This window comes from Oleiphilus sp. HI0067 (genome assembly GCF_001635735.1).
Window position 1 is genome coordinate 1 of sequence record NZ_LWFI01000793.1, and the last position, 3,417, is coordinate 3,417.

5 protein-coding genes are annotated in these 3,417 nt (G+C 43.2%); all 5 read right to left on the minus strand.

Going from position 1 to position 3,417, the window contains the following annotated elements; translation table 11 throughout:
* Positions 1-55: 55 nt before the first annotated feature.
* The 5 genes from A3739_RS08560 to hisI are packed head-to-tail and all read right to left on the minus strand — an operon-like array spanning position 56 to position 3,380.
* Positions 56-421, minus strand: a complete 366-nt coding sequence (locus A3739_RS08560) for an SgcJ/EcaC family oxidoreductase (RefSeq protein ID WP_068473978.1) — start codon at positions 419-421, stop codon at positions 56-58.
* Between the two features lie 23 nt (positions 422-444).
* Positions 445-672 carry a hypothetical protein gene (locus A3739_RS08565; protein ID WP_068473981.1) on the minus strand — a complete coding sequence of 76 codons (228 nt, stop codon included), beginning with the start codon at positions 670-672 and terminating at the stop codon, positions 445-447.
* Positions 673-704: 32 nt separating this feature from the next.
* Positions 705-1,613, minus strand: coding sequence for a GTP cyclohydrolase FolE2 (gene folE2 / locus A3739_RS08570; RefSeq protein ID WP_068473984.1), 909 nt, complete (start codon positions 1,611-1,613; stop codon positions 705-707).
* 7 nt (positions 1,614-1,620) lie between these two features.
* Positions 1,621-2,958 (minus strand): dihydroorotase, encoded by a 1,338-nt coding sequence (locus tag A3739_RS08575; protein WP_068473987.1) that lies wholly within the window; start codon positions 2,956-2,958, stop codon positions 1,621-1,623.
* A complete protein-coding gene (gene hisI / locus A3739_RS08580) occupies positions 2,955-3,380 on the minus strand; it encodes a phosphoribosyl-AMP cyclohydrolase (RefSeq protein ID WP_068473989.1) in 426 nt (141 codons plus the stop codon). The genes A3739_RS08575 and hisI overlap by 4 nt, the downstream gene beginning before the upstream one ends.
* Positions 3,381-3,417: the final 37 nt, after the last annotated feature.

The following is a 3,417-nucleotide window of genomic DNA, read 5'->3' on the forward strand; positions in this document are numbered from 1 at the left end:
TTCGACACAGTGTTTGTTGAATTCGTCATAAATACTATTACCTGAGGCTAATACTCTATTCTGGGAAACGCGACGAATGATGCTCGATTATCTTCCAATTTTCACCATCCCAGTGATAAACAAAAGTAAATCGTGCACTTACGAGAGTCTCTTCTTCAAACTCGAAAGTATAAACACCAGAATTAATGGCAATTTCTCCGAATCGACGCGAATCAGCTTCTACAATTCTACCTTGAGGCCTTAGCTTGAGAAACTGCGAAAAGTAATCTTTTATCTCTTGAGGACTCCTACAAACTTGATTTGACAACGTAGGCAACAAAATAGCGCTTTGGGAATATAGAGCAACCACTCTTTCTGCATCTTGAGTCTTTAGTGCAGCATTCCACTCATTAAAGAGAGCATCTGTATCTAGGCTTTTCATACTTACCTTCCTTAAGCTTTAAATCATGAATTAGTCTGCAGCGCTGTTTTCGCTTGCGAAAACCATACAAGTACTTGATTAAGATATCTTTCACCATACAAGTCTAAGAATTGCTTTGTCTTAAAGTCTCGTATGTCCTGCAAAGCAGTGATTCTCTCTTCAATAAACTCTATAGACAGCGGGATGCCGCACTCCACCGTAATGCAATGCTCCCATTCTTCGTAATTTCTTGGGATCACATCTTCCATCATTCTCTATTTCCTCGTTTTTCTTGGGGCGCTTTTCATTCGCTAAATTTATAATCGATCGCTACAGCATTGTGTGCATGCAAGCTTTCTTGATGTTCAACCTTGAACCAATAATCCACCACGCCATTCATATGCTCTAAGCTGTCTTTTAAGCGTCTCGCTGCGTCCTCACAAAACATCAAGTTATCTGCATTAAGTTTGGCAAATGCCTGCTCGTCTTGACGTTTGACCGCCGTTTGAACAGGCGTACCAATCGCTTTTTCAACATCAAAAATTAGCTCATCAAACTCGAACCATTCATTGGGAGCTAAGATCAATTTAATGTACGCGTAAGAACGCTGACTATGTGGTGTTGCTACCGAACCTGCCTCTTGAAGTATCCATTGAAGGATCTGATCTTTTGGAATCGACTCTTCACCAAAGCGCTGATCAAACGCTTCGCTATAAAGCTGTCTAGACAATGATGCGGAACAGGGACAAGTACTCGAATAAGGCACTTCCACATCCACCTGTGTGCTAAATTCGTTGTCACGCAAAACTGACTCAATACGAATCGGGTAACGCTGAAACCCTTGTTCACCGCTCAGCATTGCTGGCTTGTTAAGCACTAAATCAAATGACAAAGCAAGTTTCGCATTCTTACTAATACCTTCCTGAGATCGCTGCATTTGCGACAACAATGCCTGAAGCGTTTCTAGCGTGAGCGCTTGATTACCTAAATCGCGATTTAAGGCTAAGTGCAAGCGCGACATATGGATACCTTTTGCCTCAGCCGCATCAAGACTGACATATAAGTCGGCACTGGCACTCACCTGAAGCAAAGCGCCCTGCGCTCTCACAAACAAAGGTATTGCTATCGCTTCCATCCCTACCCATCGTAATGTCGCGGCGCGCTCTACTTTTGCATTCGACGCAACATCAGGTAACTGCTTTTGGGAACTCATAAATCTCCTAATTTGGACGATTAAATATCAAGGCTGAAGCCGTGTGGGTATCAATCACTTGATCGCTATCAAACACAAGATTTCCATTGACCCAAGTTGACTGAATTCGTGATGAGAATGTTGTCCCATCAAATGGTGTCCACTCACAACGGTACAACACATTGTCATGACTAACTGGCGTAACTTGGTTAGGAGACACCAGCACTAGATCCGCAAAATAGCCTTCTCGGATAAAACCTCTTTCTTGCACACCATATCGAATGGCAGGATTATGCGCAGCTTTTTGCACGACCTGTTCAATTGATAAACGATCGTTTCTAACATGCTCAATTAAACTCAGCAGTGCATGCTGAACCAATGGCAGGCCCGCAGGCGCTTGCATATAAGGTACGTTTTTTTCATCAAAGGTATGCGGCGCATGATCGGTTGCAATAATATCAATCACATCATCACGCAAAGCCCGCAATATGGCGTTTCGATCACTAGCCTTCTTAATTGCTGGATTACACTTTATTAGGTTACCTTTCTGAGCATAATCCTCTTCGCTAAACCAAAGATGATGAACGCAAGCCTCGGCAGTAATGTGTTTCGTTTCGACTGGGCCTGACGCAAAGAGACTAAGCTCTTTCTCTGTTGTGATATGCAAAACATTTAACTGCGAGCCAAACTTCTTCGCCAATCCAACGGCATAAGATGAAGAGGCATAACAGGCTTCATCATCTCTAATAATTGGATGGTCATGAATCGTAATTTCACGCCCCAAATCTTCGATTCTCTTTAGGTTTCGATCCATGACAGGCCCTCTTTCGCAATGCGTGGCAATAAGCACGGGGCATTCACGAAAAATAGCATCTAATGCATTTTGATCCTCAACAAGTAAGCTACCTGTCGATGCCCCCATAAACACCTTAACGCCACAGGTGGTCTTGGGGTCTACACGTTTAATTTGCTCTAAGTTGTCTTCGGTCGCACCTAGGTAAAAGGAGTAATTAGCGAGCGAGTTTCTCATTGCAATATCATGCTTGTCTTGCAAGGCCTCTATGGTCGTAGTGGCCGGGCTAACATTCGGCATTTCCATATAGCTTGTAATACCGCCCGCCACAGCGGCTCGTGATTCAGTTTTAATACTTCCCTTATGCGTTAAACCCGGCTCACGAAAATGAACTTGATCATCGATCATTCCCGGCAAAAGCCAGAAGCCATGCGCATCAATGACTTTGTCATTATTCGAAGCAGTCAGGTTGCTTGAAATGGCCGCTATGCGATCATCTTTAATACGCACATCAAGCTCTTCAGCTTTCCCTTCATTTACCACCAAGGCATTCTTAATGAGTGTTGTGGTCATGATTGATAACCATCTCCTATTACATGTACAACTTGCGATTCTTGATCGGCTTTTAAGTAAAAACAGTTGGGTCTGAGAGTGTGACAAGCAGGCCCAACTTGCTCAGCAATACATAAAATGCTGTCGCCATCGCAGTCAAAATACATTTCACACAGTGCTTGGGTATGTCCGCTCGACTCCCCTTTTACCCAAAATGATTGTCGACTGCGCGACCAGTATGTGACCTTCCGCGTCTCAAGCGTTTTTTCAATCGCCTCTTTGTTCATCCAGGCCATCATCAATACATTTTTTGTTGATGCATCTTGAGTGATCACCGGTACTAAACCGTCTTCGTTGAAAGCTAGATTCTCTAGCACAGCCTTCAGTTCAACTTTATCGCCATCTCTTTTGTGCTCTAGGCTTCCAAAGAATTTTTGATACATAAACGTCTAATCATCTCTTAATTCTATAATTCAAACT

Excerpts from the sequence above, each read along its gene's own strand:
- A3739_RS08560 (WP_068473978.1), bottom strand. The coding sequence starts at position 421 with ATGAAAAGCCTAGATACAGATGCTCTCTTTAATGAGTGGAATGCTGCA.
- A3739_RS08565 (WP_068473981.1), bottom strand. The coding sequence starts at position 672 with ATGATGGAAGATGTGATCCCAAGAAATTACGAAGAATGGGAGCATTGC.
- folE2 (WP_068473984.1), bottom strand. The coding sequence starts at position 1,613 with ATGAGTTCCCAAAAGCAGTTACCTGATGTTGCGTCGAATGCAAAAGTA.
- A3739_RS08575 (WP_068473987.1), bottom strand. The coding sequence starts at position 2,958 with ATGACCACAACACTCATTAAGAATGCCTTGGTGGTAAATGAAGGGAAA.
- hisI (WP_068473989.1), bottom strand. The coding sequence starts at position 3,380 with ATGTATCAAAAATTCTTTGGAAGCCTAGAGCACAAAAGAGATGGCGAT.